General features: G+C 39.4%; 15 protein-coding genes. 10 read left to right on the forward strand and 5 right to left on the reverse strand.

Features of this window, described 5'->3' with window-relative positions:
- Positions 1-414: 414 nt before the first annotated feature.
- Positions 415-1,170, forward strand: coding sequence for an IclR family transcriptional regulator (locus M3610_RS16760; protein WP_098575995.1), 756 nt, complete (start codon positions 415-417; stop codon positions 1,168-1,170).
- Between the two features lie 379 nt (positions 1,171-1,549).
- Here the strand turns inward: M3610_RS16760 and M3610_RS16765 are convergent, their stop codons facing one another.
- Complete coding sequence (locus M3610_RS16765; protein ID WP_251460793.1) at positions 1,550-2,545, reverse strand: 5-oxoprolinase subunit C family protein; 996 nt, start codon at positions 2,543-2,545, stop codon at positions 1,550-1,552.
- A complete protein-coding gene (pxpB, locus tag M3610_RS16770; protein WP_251460795.1) occupies positions 2,542-3,276 on the reverse strand; it encodes a 5-oxoprolinase subunit PxpB in 735 nt (244 codons plus the stop codon). Before pxpB ends, M3610_RS16765 begins: the two co-directional genes overlap by 4 nt.
- A 273-nt stretch (positions 3,277-3,549) precedes the next feature.
- Here pxpB and M3610_RS16775 point away from each other — a divergent pair, with 273 nt between their 5' ends.
- From M3610_RS16775 to M3610_RS16795, 5 genes are all read left to right on the forward strand, one after another.
- Entirely contained in the window at positions 3,550-4,320 is a 771-nt protein-coding gene (locus M3610_RS16775; RefSeq protein ID WP_251460796.1) for a LamB/YcsF family protein, read from the forward strand.
- Between the two features lies 1 nt (position 4,321).
- Positions 4,322-5,560 (forward strand): NRAMP family divalent metal transporter, encoded by a 1,239-nt coding sequence (locus M3610_RS16780; protein WP_285851299.1) that lies wholly within the window; start codon positions 4,322-4,324, stop codon positions 5,558-5,560.
- 32 nt (positions 5,561-5,592) lie between these two features.
- Positions 5,593-6,384 carry a putative hydro-lyase gene (locus M3610_RS16785; RefSeq protein ID WP_251460798.1) on the forward strand — a complete coding sequence of 264 codons (792 nt, stop codon included), beginning with the start codon at positions 5,593-5,595 and terminating at the stop codon, positions 6,382-6,384.
- Between the two features lie 163 nt (positions 6,385-6,547).
- The gene (locus M3610_RS16790) at positions 6,548-7,432 is read left to right on the forward strand and encodes a DMT family transporter (protein ID WP_251460800.1); all 885 of its coding nucleotides are present in this window, start codon (positions 6,548-6,550) and stop codon (positions 7,430-7,432) included.
- 226 nt (positions 7,433-7,658) lie between these two features.
- Positions 7,659-8,225 (forward strand): MOSC domain-containing protein, encoded by a 567-nt coding sequence (locus tag M3610_RS16795; protein WP_251460801.1) that lies wholly within the window; start codon positions 7,659-7,661, stop codon positions 8,223-8,225.
- 73 nt (positions 8,226-8,298) lie between these two features.
- Here M3610_RS16795 and M3610_RS16800 read toward each other — a convergent pair whose 3' ends face one another.
- Complete coding sequence (locus M3610_RS16800; RefSeq protein WP_251460803.1) at positions 8,299-9,204, reverse strand: AEC family transporter; 906 nt, start codon at positions 9,202-9,204, stop codon at positions 8,299-8,301.
- A gap of 424 nt (positions 9,205-9,628) precedes the next feature.
- On the opposite strand from M3610_RS16800, the gene M3610_RS16805 reads away from it, so the two are divergent.
- Genes M3610_RS16805 through M3610_RS16815 form a run of 3 tightly spaced genes read left to right on the forward strand, consistent with a single transcriptional unit; the run spans position 9,629 to position 12,811 of the window.
- Positions 9,629-10,207 (forward strand): biotin transporter BioY, encoded by a 579-nt coding sequence (locus M3610_RS16805; RefSeq protein WP_251460805.1) that lies wholly within the window; start codon positions 9,629-9,631, stop codon positions 10,205-10,207.
- A 47-nt stretch (positions 10,208-10,254) separates the two neighbouring features.
- Positions 10,255-11,721, forward strand: a complete 1,467-nt coding sequence (locus M3610_RS16810) for an AMP-binding protein (protein WP_251460806.1) — start codon at positions 10,255-10,257, stop codon at positions 11,719-11,721.
- Complete coding sequence (locus M3610_RS16815; RefSeq protein ID WP_251461018.1) at positions 11,717-12,811, forward strand: acetyl-CoA C-acyltransferase; 1,095 nt, start codon at positions 11,717-11,719, stop codon at positions 12,809-12,811. The genes M3610_RS16810 and M3610_RS16815 overlap by 5 nt, the downstream gene beginning before the upstream one ends.
- 206 nt (positions 12,812-13,017) lie before the next feature.
- Here the strand turns inward: M3610_RS16815 and M3610_RS16820 are convergent, their stop codons facing one another.
- Positions 13,018-13,920, reverse strand: coding sequence for a DMT family transporter (locus M3610_RS16820; protein WP_251460808.1), 903 nt, complete (start codon positions 13,918-13,920; stop codon positions 13,018-13,020).
- 222 nt (positions 13,921-14,142) lie between these two features.
- A complete protein-coding gene (locus tag M3610_RS16825) occupies positions 14,143-15,531 on the reverse strand; it encodes a M28 family peptidase (RefSeq protein WP_251460810.1) in 1,389 nt (462 codons plus the stop codon).
- Positions 15,532-15,960: 429 nt separating this feature from the next.
- Here M3610_RS16825 and M3610_RS16830 point away from each other — a divergent pair, with 429 nt between their 5' ends.
- Positions 15,961-16,719 (forward strand): DNA replication protein DnaD, encoded by a 759-nt coding sequence (locus M3610_RS16830; RefSeq protein WP_251460812.1) that lies wholly within the window; start codon positions 15,961-15,963, stop codon positions 16,717-16,719.
- Positions 16,720-16,855: the final 136 nt, after the last annotated feature.

Genomic DNA, 16,855 nt, shown 5'->3' on the forward strand with positions numbered 1-16,855 from the left:
AACTGGCTGTAGATCGAATCAACAAGCAAATGAGAGAAATGAAATTGGCTGCCTAATTTTATAAAAAATTGCATTTGATAATTCGGTCAGCCTAATAATTCAAAAAAACAATTATGAAATTAACTCACTTATAAGAAAATTCGATATGGAAAAAAAAGGGATATTTTTTACACCTTTAGTCAGTGCTTTTTTTGGATGGCACTTTTAGGCGAGAATCTTCATTTGAATTTACTAAATATAATCATCTTTTTCCAATAACCTGTGCAAACCTGAATTTTCATGTAGAATAATTTTTGTATAGAATACGTAAGGAGTATATTAAAGTGGAATGGTAGAAAAGCTTATGGAATACTAGAAAGATCATCGCAGGAGTAACTACGATCCGAAATGGTGAATGGGAAGGAGGCTACGATTATGAACAACAAAAACAAAACGGTTGTCCGTTCGATGGATGTATTAAATTTATTTATAGAGCATACCGAATTATCCTTTCAGGAAATTATTAATCTATCGGGGATTCCGAAAACTTCAGTCTATCGAATGCTCAGGTCGTTAGAGGAAATGGAGTTCTTGGAAAAAGGAAGTGATTCGAAATACCGACTTGGACTCTTGTTTCTCAAATTTGGTCATTTGGTTTTGGGCAGGATTGATTTACGTAAGATTGCTTATCCGTTTATGAATGAATTGCATAATGATGTAAAGGAAGCAATTAACTTGATTGTTAGAGATGGTAATGAAGCAATCTATATTGAGAAGATTGACACCAAACAAAAGGTTCGTCTGTATACTGCGATAGGAAGGAAAAGCCCGCTTTATGCTGGTGCCTGTCCACGTGCGATCTTGTCCTTTTTACCTGATTCGGAAGTGCAGTCATACCTCGAATCCATTGAGCCAAAATCATTTGCAATTGGTACAATTACTGACAAGGATAAAATTTATGAAGCGATAAAACAGGCGAGAATAGATGGATTTACAATTAGCCATTCTGAATTGGAAAACCATACATCTGCCATTGCCGCTCCGATTTTTAATCACAAAGGAGAAGTTGTTGCGGGTATAAGTATCGCAGGTATCGAAGCAAATTATCAGGGTGAGAACATTGAGAAATATGCGAAAAAAGTAAAAAGCGTTGCAAAGGAAATTTCAACGCGTTTAGGCTATACGGAATAAAAAGAACGGGGTGGTCTCTGCATCAATGGTTCGCACTTATCGGTTGGGGGACCAGCTTAAGCACCCGAGTTGATAAATAGACGGAAAAATTCCGCTTAAATCGTAATTATTATTAAAAAAAGCTTAAATAGACGGAGAGATTCCGCCTATTTACTCGAAAAACATGAAATGGGGAGATTTTTCTTTGCATAAGCGGAAAATCTTCCCTTATTTACTCCGAAACGAGCTACATTCTACATTTAACCGGAAAATCTCCGCTTATTTTACTTTTGTTGGTTGGACGTGCATAGAAATTTACGGTAGTACCGGCAACTTCTAGAGGGGGATGTGGCAGTGCCGTATCAGCAATCAGTTGTCGATTTTCATCCGCTTATATCCTTCATTCATAAAATGCTTTAAAATGAATGCCCATCGATATTTTACGGAGCAACTGCTCTTGCTTGATTAATTCTACTTCTGCTTGTTCAAGTGACACTTCCTTGAATTGAATGTGTGCGTTTGGCTGCATCTGTGCTAAACAAGGTAGATCAGTGGAAATGACTTGACCGATTTTTGGATATCCTCCAGTTGTTTGTCGATCAACCATTAAAATAATGGGTTGTCCGTTTGAAGGGACTTGAATGGTACCGTACGTGACCCCTTCTGATAACAACTCAAATTTCTCTGATAAGCAGAGTGATTCGCCTTCTAACCGATAGCCCATCCGATCAGCTTGAGTTGTTAATCTATAGTGCTTTGAAAAAAACGCTTGTTGACTGGCCGAATCGAAACGTTCGAACTCAGCCCCTTGTAAAACCCTAATCGTTTGTGTTTTATTGAACGTCAAAAATTCTGTATAGTTGACAGACCAATTAAAATGAGTAGGCATTCTTTCTAGTTGATGAACGAATGCCCGGCTGAGTGGATTGAAGTCTCCACATTCCAATACATCGCCTTTTTGTAATGCTCTGCCGTGAAACCCTCCGATCGCTGCACGAAGATAAGTGCTTTTACTTCCCATAACTTCAGGAACCACTATTCCGCCGGCGAATGCCACGTAGGCCCTGCACCCATTCATGGCGGATTTAAATTGTAAAATAGATCCTTTCCGAATCAGGACCGGCCGCCACATGGGTGCTTTTTTTCCATCAATCGTGGGCTGCAGGTCTCCTCCCGTAATGGCAACTAATTCATCAGTTTCAAATTGGAGAGTGGTCCCAAAAAGTGTTATTTCAAGTGCTCCTTCGCCTTCGTCATTTCCGACAAGTAAATTTGCAACTCTAAGAGAAATGGGATCCATTGCTCCACTGACGATGACCCCGAATTTTTGTGAGCCGAATCTCCCTAAATCTTGAATCGTAGTCAATAATCCTGGATGAAGCACTTTAATGCTCATTGTTTCATCTCCTTATAGGCAGCATACTCTTCAAGTGTTATCGGTACATAGCGGATTCTATCTCCAGACTGTAATAAGGTTGGCGGTGAAAGTTCTGGAAGAAACAAATCAAGCGGAGTACGGCCGATAATTTGCCATCCACCCGGTGTTTCCAGCGGGTAGATTCCTGTTTGTTTACCAGCAATTCCAACAGATCCCGGAGTGATGGCAAGTCGGGGTGAATCCTTTCGTGGTGTGGCAATTCTTTCGTCCATTCCGCCCATAAACGGAAACCCTGGTGCAAAGCCAATCATATAGACTAAGTAATCATTTGAAGAATGAATTTGAATTACTTCTTCAACAGAAAGGCCGTGATAATTTGCTACATATTCCAAATCTGGACCAAACTCTCCTCCGTACAGGACGGGGATTGTTATCAGCCTTTGTTCGGATATTTCGCTTGTTCCTAATTTATCAAGCAACGCTAAAATGAAAGCGCTGACTTTTTTATAAGGATTTGATAGTTCGTTATCTGAGCTGGAATAATAGACGGCAACAGGATTGTAATAAATGGTCAAGCTATTATAAGACGGCACAGATTCAATCAATCCTGTAAACGGCTCTTTTTCTAATAGGTTGGAAAGATTTTTCACTCTCTCATGGGTGGCGGGGCTGATTCCATCGCCTAATTGAATGACTAGTGCAGAATCCCCTAAAGGCCTTATGTTTGCTTTATTTTTCTGATGGGCCATTCTAAACAGCTCCTCTAGGTTTCGAATTTCGGTAACTAAGTTCTGTCAAACGGATATTACAAACATTATAGTTTACATTTAAATTAAAATACAAGTCTTGAAATATAGAATATTATGATATTTATAATTTTCATATAATTTTGCAAACAATATATTCAATTGAAAATAATTATGCTAGAATGGGTTTAAGTTTCAAAACCTAAGTTCCGAAATATGGAACAAATGAGAGCGCTTATTGCATGAGTAGACGAGTGATCAATGGAGGGGAGAAATATGTTTCAAGTCGATTTGAATTGTGATTTAGGGGAGAGTTTTGGCCGGTACAAGCTTGGGGAACAGGAAGAAATATTGAAATACGTTACATCTGCCAATATTGCTTGCGGGTTCCATAGCGGAGATCCAAGTGTGATGAGAGAAACCGTTAAGATGGCGATTTCTAATGGAGTCAAAATCGGAGCCCATCCTGGTCTGCCAGATTTAAATGGCTTCGGGCGAAGAGAGATGGCAATTACACCTCAAGAAGGATATGACATGGTTGTCTACCAAATTGGAGCATTGCAAGGATTTTTAATGACGTTCAATGAAAAAATGCAGCATGTCAAACCCCATGGTGCTTTGTACAATATGGCGGCAAAGGATCGGAAACTTGCCGAAGCCATTGCACAAGCAGTTTATGATGTATCCCCGTCATTGATATTATTCGGCCTTGCGGGCAGTGAATTAACAAAGGCCGGCGAAAAGATCGGTTTACGCACGGCACATGAGGTGTTTGCAGATCGCACGTATCAAGCGGACGGGTCTCTGACTTCCCGCTCACAAGAGGATGCGATGATTACAGATCAAGAACAATCGGTTACGCAAATTGTGAAAATGGTGACCGAAGGAAAAGTAGTTTCCCAGCAAAAAACAGAAGTTTCGCTTCGTGCAGATACCATTTGTATTCATGGAGATGGTGCACACGCCTTAGCCTTTGCAAAATATATAAATGAAACGTTAGAAAAGAAGAATATTACTGTAACTACAATCTCTAACTTGGAGGTTTAATATGGAAAATCCTAAATTTGATGTTATACAGGAAAATGCCAAAGCGACAGGGAAAAAGAAGGTAAGTAGAAGCGTCTTACTCGGTGCCGCCTTTTTAATGGCGACATCATCCATTGGACCTGGATTTTTGACACAAACGACTGTATTTACACAGCAATTGGCTGCAAGCTTTGCATTTGTTATTTTAATTTCATTATTATTAGATATCTTTTCACAAATGAACATTTGGAGAATTATTGCCGTTTCCGGGCTGCGTGGACAAGAAATTGCCAATAAAGTGTTTCCTGGACTCGGAGTGGTTTTGGCCATCCTTATCGTCATTGGGGGTTTGGCATTTAATATCGGAAACGTTGCCGGTGCTGGATTGGGTCTGAATGCCATGCTTGGCTGGGATCCAGTTACAGGTGCTGTAATTAGTGCACTGTTAGCGATTTTTATTTTTGTTGTGAAAGAAGCAGGTAAAGCGATGGACAAGGTCGCGCAAGCTGCAGGGTTTGTTATGATCCTCCTCATGCTGTACGTAGCATTCACAACATCACCGCCGGTTGGAGAGGCGATTGTGAATACGGTTATGCCAGAAAAGATTAGCATGTTCGCAATCGTTACACTTGTTGGAGGTACAGTAGGAGGATATATTACGTTTGCAGGCGGACACCGTCTATTAGACGCAGGTATCAAAGGCGTTGAAGCATTGCCAGCCGTGACGAAAAGTTCTGTAACAGGGATTCTCGTTACTGGTATTATGCGTGTGGCATTATTCTTGGCTGTTCTAGGGGTTGTAACAAAAGGACTCGCGATTGATCCAGCGAATCCGCCAGCTTCAGTGTTCCAACTGGCTGCAGGTGACGTCGGATATCGGATGTTTGGTGTAATCATGTGGGCTGCGGCGGTAACGTCTGTTGTTGGAGCGGCGTATACGTCGGTTTCATTTATCCGTACATTTCATCCTGCTATTGAGAAAAACCAAAATTGGGTCATTATTGCATTTATCGTTATTTCAACTGCCACGTTTGCCGTTGTTGGAAAACCAGTAACAATCTTGCTTATTGTTGGAGCATTAAACGCACTTATTTTGCCAATAGGTTTAGGTACATTATTAGTTGCTGCATATAAGAAAAGTATTGTTGGTGAGTATAAACATCCGCTTTGGTTGACGATTACGGGCGGCTTTGTGGTAGTGATTATGGGCTATTTAAGTATAGTGACATTGATCGAGCAATTGCCATTGGTTTTTAAGTAATTCTATAAGTAGCCAATTTGGGAGGTAGCTTTATGGGGAAATATGAAACGTTGGAGCCGCAAGAAATAAGAGAGTTGATTCGGAAACAAGAGATTACTGGACCGACGGCAGGAATGTCAAAAGGGAATACCCAAGCCAACTTGGTTATCTTAAAAAAGGAGCATGCCTTTGACTTTTTGCTTTTTTGTCAGCGGAATCCGAAGCCATGTCCTTTATTGGACGTGACGGAGCCTGGCTCCTATGTTCCTGCAATGATTGCCAAAAGTGCAGATATCCGTAAAGACATCCCGAAATATCGTATTTACAGAGACGGTGTTTTTACAGATGAAGTCGCAGATATTACTGAGTACTGGGAAGACGATATGGTTGGCTTCTTGTTAGGCTGCAGCTTTACATTTGAAACACCACTCCTAGAGGGCGGTATTCCAATCAGACATATCGAAGAAAACTGTAACGTTCCGATGTACAAAACGAATATTAAGTGCCAAAAAGCAGGCATGTTTGAGGGGCCGACAGTCGTCAGTATGCGGCCGATGACACCAGAAGATGCAATCCGTGCCGTTCAAATTACCTCACGTTTTCCAGCCGTACACGGTGCGCCAATTCATATCGGGGATCCTAGCCAAATTGGCATCATGGATATTTCAAAACCTGATTTTGGAGATGCTGTCTCATTTAAACAAGGGGAGATTCCAGTATTTTGGGCTTGTGGTGTAACTCCTCAAGCGGTTGCGATGGAAAGTAAGCCCTCGATCATGATTACTCATGCACCAGGATGTATGTTCATCAGTGATATAAAAGATGAAGAATTGAGTGTTTTATAAGACGTATTTGTCATCATAATTTTATAGTAAAATAGAAATGGAATTCTAATAGTAGGGTGTGTAAATTATCTTACTAAAATGAGGCGATGCATTAGTGCATCGTCTCTTCGAACTTTGCAGTTACAATTGCGACATGCTTTTTGTCGTTGAAAAGGGGATGTAGATGGTGTTTACAAAATCAACTGCTGCGCTTCTCGTCCTCATTTTGATCTGGGGAGCAAGCTGGCCAATCAATAAATTAGCAGTACCCTATTCACCGCCATTGCTTTATGCGGGACTGCGTGCATTTTTAGGAGGAATCCTGCTGACAGCCATTATTTGGAAGACGCGGAAGGCGATAAATTGGCGGAAGAACTGGCAGAAGTACTTTATAGCGGCTTTCTTTAACACCATCCTTTTTTTCGGGCTTCAGACAGCAGGATTGCTCTATTTACCGGGTGGATTGTTTTCCGTTCTTGTCTATTTTCAGCCGATTTTACTGGGCCTTTTCGCTTGGCTGTTACTTGGTGAATATTTATCGCCAGTCCAAATACTTGGTCTGCTTCTAGGATTTGTTGGAATAGCGGTCGTTAGTGTGGATGGTCTGACAGTCCATATCTCACCAATCGGAGTAATACTCGGGTTACTAACTGCAATAAGTTGGGCGTTCGGAGTAATCTACGTTAAGAAAGTAAGCAGAGACGTTGATTCGTTTTGGATGGTGGCGCTTCAATGTATCATCGGCGGTATTTTCCTCCTAAGTATCGGATCAGTGTTCGAAAGTTGGTCTGCCATCGAATGGAATGGATTTTACATATCTGGCCTCGGCTTTGGTGCGACAATTGGCATACCATTGGCATACATTCTTTACTACAGTCTTGTTAATGCCGGTAAGGCAAGCAAAGTGGGTTCCTATACGTTTCTCGTCCCGATTGTGGCTGTTATTCTCGGAGTGCTTTTCTTAGGAGAAAAGGTAACATATCCACTGATTATCGGGATGCTGCTAGTAGGAATAAGCATTCATTTTGTGAATTTCCGGTATAAGCCTAAATACAAAAGGAATATGTAAAAATTACAGTTTTGTCTTTGGTGCCTGACCCCCAATGCGTTAAAGTATTAATTCATTGGGGGTCAGGCACCTTTTTCCACGTAACCACTTGCTTTGTATTGGATTTAATTGATTGATAAAATGAATTTAACTACACCTTTCAATTAGTTTGTAATTAAGTGCACAGGTATTTCCAATTCGACCGGTGTTGTGAGGTATTATTTGTAAGAATAAAAGGAGCTTTCTTATGGAAAAAGTATGGGCAAACATAAATGCAGTACTAATTGCAGATGATCCAAAGACATTCGTAACTAGAAGAATACCAGAAACAAATCTTGAGTTTGGCGGGATTCGTGGTGACCGCCACTTTGGTATTACCAGTAAGGCGGATTCGAGGCAGCCGATGTATCCAAGAGGAACAGAGATTCTAAACCGCCGCCAAATAACGATTGTGTCAGTAGAAGAATTAGACAGGATCGCAGAAGAATTAGGTGTTGAAGCTGTTCTGCCAGAGTGGTTAGGGGCAAATCTCTTGATAACGGGATATCCGGAATTGACAAAACTCCCCATGGGATCACGTATCCTTTTCACAAGTGGAGCTGGATTAATATGTATGGGTGAAAACCAGCCTTGTACCTTACCTGGTGATGAAATCCAAAAGCATTATGATGATCATGAGAAGTTAACCATCCGTTTTGTAAAAGCAGGTTATAAGCGACGGGGGATTGTTTGTGCAGTAGAAAGTCCTGGAATCATTCACGAAAATGATGAAGTACAGATTTTGGTTAATAATTTTAAAAATCCGATGCAATAAATGGGAATATAGAAAGAATAGAGCTTGTAGGGAGATTGGATTACCTACAAGCTTTTTATCTTTAAGTGAGTACTTATACACCTAAATATAGAAGCACGAGTGGAATAGTCACAATGCTTAAAATCGTAGTGACCAAGGTTGTAAATGAAACGAGGTCGGGTTCTGTGCCAAATTGGACGGCAAACATGGTTGTATTTGCTGCAGCCGGCATTGCTGCTAGTAATATTAGGACATTTTTTAGTAGAGTATCAATCGGCATAAACGATACTATCAAGACCGCTAATGCTGGAGAAATAAACATTCGTATAAGTGTAATGGCGGATACAAATTGATAGGCGACTCGTTTTCTTGCGATTACTGCCAATTGCATTCCGAGGACAAGCATAACAGTCGGAATGGAAGCATTGGCTATCATATTAAATGCTTCCATAAAAGTTTCTGGTAGGTTTATAGAAAACAGTTGTAGACTAACACCCACTATTGCTCCGTGAAGAACCGGCATCCGAATCACACGTTTAAAGGAATCGCCTATAGAAGCTCCCTCTTCACCGCCAAGCGATGCAAAAAAGAGACCAACAGTATTCATAAGAAAGGATTGAAAAACCATCATAACGACCGCGTAATCAAAGCCAGCCGAACCGAAAGCAAAGAGAACAACAGGGGCACCATAATTACCAGCGTTCATAAAGGCTCCTCCGAGCATCATCGCGGACATTTGCTGCTTGGAAGCATGAGAGAAATAACTGCTCACTGCCACGACTAAAACTAGCAGAAAACAAAGAAGAACACAAAATAAAAAGATATAAAAGTATTCCATTGTTAATTCATTCGTGTAAAAAGTTCGGAATGCCAAAAAAGGAGACATGAGATATAGGGCGGCCATTGAAATCGATTTGATATCAAAGCCAATTAATTTTTGACCAAGATACCCGGTGAAAAAAATGAAAAAAGGAGGCAATATGATCATCAATAATGCCACAGGCTTCCACCCCCATCTGGTATGTATTTTTAACTAAAATGGCTGAGCTGCCACTATGGTTATTATAGTTGAAGAAAATAGAAACGTGAATTAAAAAAACTGATAGAAATTTTTTCAAAAAGCCAATTTGGATTAAAAATAGATAGAGAAAATTCAGTAGAGGTAGACTGTTAAAAAATTTATACTAATAAAAGTATGGTTTGGGATTTTTTTTGAAAAGGTGTGGGGGTTTTGGAAGAGGCATTATTGCATGGGGATGTCGTAAATAAGGAAGCTGTACATTCGAAAGGTCTTGATAATACTGATAATTTGAATAATGAAATTCGATTGTTAACTTCATTAAAAATCTAGTTGACATTTAATGTGAGATTCATTATTATGATGGTTGTAAATATTACAAATTCATCATTTGGGAGAATTAAAAATGAAAATTAAAGAAATGACCTCTGTTGCAGTGTTTGCTGCCGTCATGGGCGCTCTAGGCGTAGTTCCGCCTATTATGCTTTCTTTTACTCCTGTTCCTATTACATTACAAACTTTAGGTGTGCTTCTTACAGGAGGAGTATTGGGAGCAAGATTAGGGGCGATGAGCCAAACCATCTTTTTATTACTTGTTGCTGCTGGAATGCCTCTTCTATCTGGAGGACGAGGTGGACTAAGTGTATTTGTCGGACCAAGTGTTGGTTATTTAATTTCATGGCCAATTACGGCTTTTTGTATTGGGTATTTACTATCACGTTTTCAAAATTTAAAATTACAACATGTTTTAATGGTTAATTTGACAGTTGGAATTCTATTAATCTATTTAATTGGAATTCCTGCGCAAGCATTTATGATGGAAATTCCTGTTTTAGAAGCTGTTAAATTAAGTTTAATTTATATACCAGGGGATGTGTTAAAAGCTATTTTAGCTTCTATTTTAGTTTACAGACTAAGAAAGCACCCGTTTTTTTCACGCTCATTAGCAACAAGTTATTCTAATAACTTAACTAAAAATATCTAAATCTTAAGAGACACCTTGATGTGTCTCTTTTTTAAAGGAGATATATCATGGGAAATATTACAGATTCATATAAGACTTTCGCAAAATTATCCCCCAACCGAATAGCGATCCATACAAATCATCAGCAAATTAATTATCAATATTGGTATAAATTGATTAATCAAACAGCGAACTGGCTTCACTCACTTCATTCAGAAAATAAAACAATAGGAATCCTTTTGCCAAACGGTATCCCTTTCCTACAACTCTTTGCAGGAGCATCTAAGGCTGGCTGGATTGCTGTTCCATATGATTTGAAATGGAATATATCCGAATTAGAAAAAAGGGTCATCCTTTCCCGCCCTTCTATCGTTGTCACAACTAGAGAAATTTACTCTCAAATCAAGCAAATCATTCCTAATGTAACGATTTTGGATGATTGTTTACAGGAAATCCCTCAATTTGATCCTGCAACTGTAAGAAAAACAGAAGAAAGTCTGCCTTTTTACATTGGATTTACTTCTGGTACAACAGGTAACCCAAAAGCTTTTGTTCGCTCTCAAGATTCATGGGTGGCTAGCTTTGCTTGCAATCGTTTTGATTTCGGATTAGATGAATCCGATCAAGTTCTTATTCCTGGTGCCCTAATTCATTCTCATTTTCTGTATGGAGCTATTAGCACCTTGTATTTAGGTGGAACGGTATTTCTTTTAGAAAAGTTTTCTCCTATTGAAGCACTTACATGGATACAGTCCTTACCCATTACAACCATTTATGTAGTTCCGACTATGGTAGAAGCATTCCTGAAAAAAGGAATCCAAATCGATAAGACTATAAAAATTCTTTCTTCTGGTGCAAAATGGTCTGAAAGATCAAAACTTGAAATCCGTCATATGTTTCCTAGTATGACCATGTACGAGTTTTATGGAGCTAGTGAATTGAGCTTCATTACGGTACTTTCTGATAGAGAAGGTATTCAGAAAGCAACATCTGTCGGAAAGCCTTGTTATGGAGTTGAGGTACAAATACGGCGTCCAGATCAGAAATTAGCAAAGCTAAATGAGACCGGAAAAATATATGTGAGAAGCAAATTTGTGATAAATGGGTACTTTGATTATGAGGGAAGTACCATTCATTCCATTCATGATGAAGAGGGGTGGGCCACGGTCCATGATATGGGCTATTTTGACGAGGATGGCTTTTTATATATTATCGGCCGTGAACAAAATATGATTTTATATGGGGGAATTAATATTTTTCCTGAAGAAATTGAAAAAGTAATTGCCTTGCATCAAGATGTCGAGGAAGTTGCTGTAATAGGCCTATCAGATTCATACTGGGGTCAAATTGTGGCTGCAGTAGTAAAAGGAAAGGCTAGCCCATCAGATTTAAAAAAAGTTTGTAAGATGCATTTATCTTCCTTTAAAATTCCTCGTAAATGGTTTTTTCAATCTGAAATGCCTTATACAACGAGTGGTAAGATAGCTCGTGCTGAGCTTATAAAACAAATGGAAAGTAAGGTGAGCAGTGATTAAAAGGGCAGTAATTGTCAAAGCGAAACGAACACCAATTGGAAAAATGGGTGGAATGTTACGAGACGTTCAGCCACATAAGCTTGCGGCTCCTCTCCTCCAGCATTTAGCGAAAGGATTGGAAGATAGGATAGATGACATCATTTTGGGAAATGTAGTTGGACCAGGTGGAAACGTAGCTCGAGTTGCTGCGTTAGAAGGAGGACTTCCTCTTTCATTAACGGGAATCACCATTGACCGTCAATGTAGTGCAGGGTTGGAAGCAATTCGGATGGCATGTTACTTTGTCCAAGGCGGTGCTGGCTGTTGTTACATTGCTGGTGGTGTGGAAAGTACGAGTACCTCTCCGTTTCCATCTAGAGCGAGATTTTCTCCGGAAAAAATTGGCGACCCAGATATGGGCGTTGCAGCAGAATATGTGGCAGAAAAATACTCCATTTCAAAGGAAATGCAGGATGAATATGCTCTATTAAGTTATAAACGTAGCTGGGAAGCTTATGATAAAGGATATTTTAATCAAGAGATTATTCAAATTGGTGATTTTCACCAAGATGAAGAACTTTTTAGGAAAAGAAAGATGGAAGTACTTTTAAATAGGGCGAAGCCTATATTTAAAAAGTTCGGTACCGTTACCGCAGCCAACAGTTGTGGGATACATGACGGGGCATCGGCTGTACTTGTCATGGAAGAAAACATGGCAATAAATAATGGATTCCAACCCATATTACGATTTTTGGATAGTGAAGTCACAGGTGTACATCCTAATTACCCAGGGGCTGCCCCTATTCCAGCGATTCAAGATTTATTAAAAAGAAACGAATTAACCATTGCGGACATAAACCTAATTGAAATAAACGAAGCTTTCTCTTCCAAGATTGTCGCCTGTATAAAAGAACTTTCCATTTCTTATGACAAGTTGAACGTTTGCGGTGGAGCTTTAACGCTAGGACATCCTTATGGAGCTTCAGGAAGTATCATAATCACGAGGCTTTTCTATGAAGTTCAGAGACGAAAGGGTATGAAATATGTATTGGCTGCCATTGGAAGTGGTGGAGGAATTGGAGTAGCGGTCCTATTCGAGGTGGTAACATGAAAACGAAGGAACATGAGATTTTTTTTAATAAAGATGATGTGCAACAATATAGGATTTGAAGGAATATCTGATTTGACCTTGGGTGGTTTGTCATGTCTGGAAGATTGTTACATGAAATGTACAAAAAAAGGATAGATAGAGCATTTATTCTGCTCCACTATCCTTTTATTATTGACTAAAAAGTGAATGTATCTTCTTTATAAGCATTAAACTCCCATTTTCCCTTGAATGACAATCTGTTCCGACGCCTGCTTTTGCTTCTTATTTACAAGATAGATACTGGCCACGATCAGGACAATTCCTAGGAATAAAAGTTTCGTAAAGGGTTCATTTAATAATACAGTACCGATGATAACTGCGAGCATGGGAACCAAGAATGTAAATGTTGCGACAACACTGGCATCTCCTGTTTTCACAAGTATAACGTAGAGAATCCATGATAACGCAATCCCTAGAATCGTACCAAAGGAAAGCCCCCATATAAATGTATCATTCCAAACAATACTGGACCAATTCTCAGACGAAAGTCCGGCTATCATCAGAACACATCCCCCAATTAAACACTGGAATGCCACCATCCAAAGAGAATCAACCGAGTGAGAATTTTTTTTGGTGTACACTGTACCTAATGCCCAGGAAAGCGCGGATAATATGCCGAGTATAATACCTAAAATGGAAACATGGCCGGAAAATCCTTCTGCGCTTACAGAAATGACTCCAAGGAACCCTAGAATAAGTCCCAATACCTTAGGGAGGGTCATCGATTCGCCTAACCATAGCCATGCAAGCAGACCTACTAAAATAGGTTGAAAATAGACAATGACTGAGAATAAACCTGATGGGACTAATTTAAGCCCCACGGTTTGCAGCCCATAGAACAAAGCAATATTTAAAGTGCCGGTGACGACATATATTTTCCAATTCTTTCGCCAATGGATCCGGTCACGTGTTTTCCAAATGACAGCACCTAGGAGTACGCCGCCAAACAAACACCTCATCCCGGCAAAAAGCAAAGGAGGTGTATAGACTAATGCAACTTTATAAATTGGCCAAGAAACACTCCAAATTATAATTAAGCCTGCCATCATTAAAAACCATTTTAATTTCATTAGATCTCTTCTCCCTCAGTTTAATAGAACTAACTGCTGGCTCATAGACCTTAGATTATTGAGCCTAACATCTATTTTTCTATAAAAAACGAACTTTAATAGAATACGCCTCTATGTAAAAAATTTCAATTAAGAAATCTGGATGAAAATCTGGAAGCTGTTTTATGCCCATAGAAAAAAACGCTTGAATCTTTTGATTCAAGCGTTTTTTCTATTTTTTTATTAATCTACTGGTCTGTTTTCAAAATCGTAGTCTACTGTTGCAGGAGCCACATGTGCTCGATCAAGAGCTGGTGTATCCGGGCGAACAATTTGATAGGCTGATGCTCCAACGATGGATGCAGCTTGTTGCAGCTTTTCCTTGCTGATATGCTCAATCGTATCTGTTGGCTTGTGATACTGAGGTTCAACAGGTGAATGAATAAATAAAGCAGAAGGAATGCCAACGTCATGGAATGGCTGATGGTCACTTCTTCCTAACTGTCCATACGGTATTGCAACATCATACAATCTCGATGTGGATGACGCTCCTAAGTCGGTAACAAGATTCTTCTTACCATCAATTGTATACATGATCAGGCCGCCTAATGGATGATCTTCTCCTGCTTTTGCTCCGCCAATCATATCCATTTGGAAGTGGGCAACCATGCGGTCTATATCACTTTGTGGAAGCTGCGAAACGTAGAATGATGAGCCCACCATCCCTCTTTCTTCCGAACCGAAGGTAAGGAAGCGGACTTCTGTATCAATCGGTGTATTCACAAAAATTCTTGCCAGCTCGAGTACGGCGGATACCCCGGAAGCATCGTCATTTGCACCTGGTCCATTCGGAACGGAGTCATGGTGTGAACCTATTGTGACAATTTGACCGGTATCTTTGTTCTTTTTAGGCTTTAATTTAGCTTCAACTACATAGGATGTTTTTTCGATTTTTTGGATATCGACGTCTAGGGTTGCACTAACTTTTTCACCATTGTTTAATTTTTTTACTAAATCTAAGCCTTGTGCTCTTGTAATTCCGACAGCTGGGATATTTTGTCCCTCAGCAGCTTGTCCAAAGACATTACTGGTTCCGGTGCTATTGTACATAAGAACCCCAACTGCGCCTTTATCCAAAACATTCTGAATCTTATCCACGAAGGTATTTTCACCACGTTCTACTAAGGCAATTTTTCCCTTTACCTCATCACTAACTGTTCCTGGTAAAGCTTTACCTGCATCAAAAAGCTCTGCAGTGATAGTACCACTATAGCTGCCGCTAAAGGCATGTGCAGCAATTTCCGTATCGTTAATTTTCGCTGCTTCATGGTTTGTCTTATAATCATAGATTGGGAAAGGTATTCTTTTAGTTTCGAGTCCTAAGCTCTTAAACTGGCTTTCTATGTACTCAACCCCGCGAACCTCTCCCTCGGTACCCGCTTCCCTTGGTACTGCCGAAAGATACTTTATCGTATTGTACATATTCTCTGAACTGATTTTTTTGATAACCTTGTTGTCAAATGCTGTGTCTGATTGTGCATTTTGGGCACCATTTGCCTGGGCATACACCACTCCTGATGATAGAAGCATGCTTGCTGCGAGAACTGAGATAATCGATTTTCGACGAAACATGAAACTCCCCCTTTGAAAAAGTGATACTCTACTATTATTCCAATTTTGGTAAATATAGTAAATGGGGAAAAAATCCTAGAAGATTCAATAAAATCAGCAAATGGTACTACACCGAGTCGAGTTATTACAAAAAATTTCAATCAAATGCTGGATTCCAAATGAGTTTCAAGCACATAGAAAAAATATCAACTTTACAAAAAAATGGGTGAAATTTTAACGAAATTGCAAAAAAAGCCTTCAAAAATCATTTTTTGAAGGCTTTTTTTGATGTTTCACGCTAAAAATGCCTTCAAAAGTGAAAAAAGGAAGTTCGCTTGATCTTGCCAAACTCGATATCGTAGAAGTGCTGAGGGTGGGGATATTCACATATGGCACTTACCTATATTTATTTCTTTATCAATTATGAAATACGAAAGGTAGTGGTTAGAGATGGCAAGGTTTAGAATGGTTCCTACAGATTTTTGGAAGAATCCGATTGTTGTAGAAGAGATGACCCCTGAGGACAAATATTTTTATCTTTATCTTCTTACGAATCAAAATATGACTCAAACTGGCATCTATAAAATTACGAAAAAACAAATGGCTTTTGATTTGGGCTATTCGATTGAGAGTATCCATTCGTTAATGGAGCGATTCATCGAGCACCACAAGTTGATACGGTACAATCCTGATACGAGAGAACTGGCAATGAAAAACTGGTGGAAGGATAACCTGGTGAAAGGCGGGAAACCGGTGATGGACTGTATTTTTTCTGAGTTAAAGGATGTGGAGGATCTTTCACTTATTCGCTATGTTTCGGAATCCATTCAAAATCAGGAAATTCGCAGCCTATTTGAATCATTTTGTAATCAAGAAGAGAGGGGGTTCAGTAAGGAACATAACGATCAAAATGAAAAGAATACATATCAAGTGACTGACTGCGGAGAACATGACGATACGTTGACGCCTCGTGATACGATACGGGGACAAGAAGAAGAAGAAAATAAAAATAAAAAAGAAAATAAAAAACAACAACAAGAATCTTTTAATCCATGTATTGAGGAAAATCCATGGTTAAATGATTCCTTATATACCGTAGAAGAAATTGATTCCTTTTATGAAAGTCAGAATTGCTCACCAAAGCAAAGGAGATCATCAAAATTGTTCCTGCCGGAAGAGATATTTCATGTGGATTTGAATTTGACCTAACGGTAGGTGAAGATTGATGAATACAGCAGCACCACAGGGATTCCCAATAAAAAATAGATGATCTTTTTATTTCCCCAATTATATTGTACAATTTTGGTATATCCAATAAATAACAATATCAGAAAAATCAGGGGAA

Source organism: Neobacillus sp. MER 74 (assembly GCF_023714155.1).

What these genes read in the sequence shown, in the direction of transcription:
- M3610_RS16760 (WP_098575995.1), top strand. Translation starts at nt 415, where the DNA reads ATGAACAACAAAAACAAAACGGTTGTCCGTTCGATGGATGTATTAAAT.
- M3610_RS16765 (WP_251460793.1), bottom strand. Translation starts at nt 2,545, where the DNA reads ATGAGCATTAAAGTGCTTCATCCAGGATTATTGACTACGATTCAAGAT.
- pxpB (WP_251460795.1), bottom strand. Translation starts at nt 3,276, where the DNA reads ATGGCCCATCAGAAAAATAAAGCAAACATAAGGCCTTTAGGGGATTCT.
- M3610_RS16775 (WP_251460796.1), top strand. Translation starts at nt 3,550, where the DNA reads ATGTTTCAAGTCGATTTGAATTGTGATTTAGGGGAGAGTTTTGGCCGG.
- M3610_RS16780 (WP_285851299.1), top strand. Translation starts at nt 4,322, where the DNA reads ATGGAAAATCCTAAATTTGATGTTATACAGGAAAATGCCAAAGCGACA.
- M3610_RS16785 (WP_251460798.1), top strand. Translation starts at nt 5,593, where the DNA reads ATGGGGAAATATGAAACGTTGGAGCCGCAAGAAATAAGAGAGTTGATT.
- M3610_RS16790 (WP_251460800.1), top strand. Translation starts at nt 6,548, where the DNA reads ATGGTGTTTACAAAATCAACTGCTGCGCTTCTCGTCCTCATTTTGATC.
- M3610_RS16795 (WP_251460801.1), top strand. Translation starts at nt 7,659, where the DNA reads ATGGAAAAAGTATGGGCAAACATAAATGCAGTACTAATTGCAGATGAT.
- M3610_RS16805 (WP_251460805.1), top strand. Translation starts at nt 9,629, where the DNA reads ATGAAAATTAAAGAAATGACCTCTGTTGCAGTGTTTGCTGCCGTCATG.
- M3610_RS16810 (WP_251460806.1), top strand. Translation starts at nt 10,255, where the DNA reads ATGGGAAATATTACAGATTCATATAAGACTTTCGCAAAATTATCCCCC.
- M3610_RS16820 (WP_251460808.1), bottom strand. Translation starts at nt 13,920, where the DNA reads ATGAAATTAAAATGGTTTTTAATGATGGCAGGCTTAATTATAATTTGG.
- M3610_RS16825 (WP_251460810.1), bottom strand. Translation starts at nt 15,531, where the DNA reads ATGTTTCGTCGAAAATCGATTATCTCAGTTCTCGCAGCAAGCATGCTT.
- M3610_RS16830 (WP_251460812.1), top strand. Translation starts at nt 15,961, where the DNA reads ATGGCAAGGTTTAGAATGGTTCCTACAGATTTTTGGAAGAATCCGATT.